This window comes from Methylobacterium gnaphalii, from assembly GCF_007992215.1.
Lineage (GTDB): Bacteria > Pseudomonadota > Alphaproteobacteria > Rhizobiales > Beijerinckiaceae > Methylobacterium > Methylobacterium gnaphalii.
Window position 1 is genome coordinate 1 of sequence record NZ_BJZV01000104.1, and the last position, 986, is coordinate 986.

The 986-nt window shown below is 69.3% G+C and carries 1 protein-coding gene; it reads left to right on the forward strand.

What is annotated here, in order from left to right:
• A partial coding sequence (locus tag MGN01_RS23280; protein ID WP_147049161.1) for an ATP-binding protein occupies positions 1 to 986 on the forward strand: 986 nt, incomplete at both ends.

Consider the following 986-nt stretch of genomic DNA (forward strand, 5'->3'; position numbering starts at 1 on the left):
GCGGCAGTCTCAGAAGATGGAAGCGGTCGGCCAGCTCACGGGCGGGATCGCGCACGACTTCAACAACCTGCTCACCGGCATCTCGGGCAGCCTCGAGCTGCTGCAGAACCGGGTCAGCCAGGGCCGGCTCACCGATGTCGACCGCTACGTGAACGCGGCGATGGGCGCCTCGAAGCGCGCCGCCGCGCTGACGCACCGCCTGCTCGCCTTCTCGCGCCGCCAGACGCTCGATCCCAAGCCCACCGACGTGAACCGGCTCGTGGCCGGCATGGAGGAACTGATCCGCCGCACGATCGGGCCGGAGATCGCCCTCGAGACGGTGGCCGCGGCCGGCCTCTGGTCGGTGATGGTCGATCCCTCGCAGCTCGAGAACGCGCTGCTGAACCTCTGCATCAACGCGCGCGACGCGATGCCGGATGGCGGCCGCATCACCATCGAGACCGCCAACAAGTGGATGGACGAGCGTGCGGCGCGGGACCGGGACCTGGAGCCCGGCCAGTACCTCTCGCTCTGCGTCACCGATACCGGCACCGGCATGGCGCCGGACGTGATCGCCAAGGCCTTCGAGCCGTTCTTCACGACGAAGCCGATCGGCCAGGGCACGGGGCTCGGGCTGTCGATGATCTACGGCTTCGTGCGCCAGTCCGGCGGGCAGGTCCGGATCTATTCGGAGCTTGGCGACGGCACCACGATGTGCCTCTACCTGCCCCGGCACTACGGCACGGCGGATGAGGGCGAGGCGGTTCCGACCCTCTCGAACGCCCCGCGCGCCGAGCAGGGCCAGACCGTGCTCATCGTGGACGACGAGCCGACGGTGCGGATGCTCGTCACGGAGGTCCTGGAGGATCTCGGCTACACCGCCATCGAGGCCGCGGACGGTGCCGCTGGCCTCAAGGTCCTGCAATCCGACACCCGCATCGACCTGCTGGTCACGGATGTCGGCCTGCCCGGCGGTATGAACGGACGGCAAATGGCCGATGCAGGCC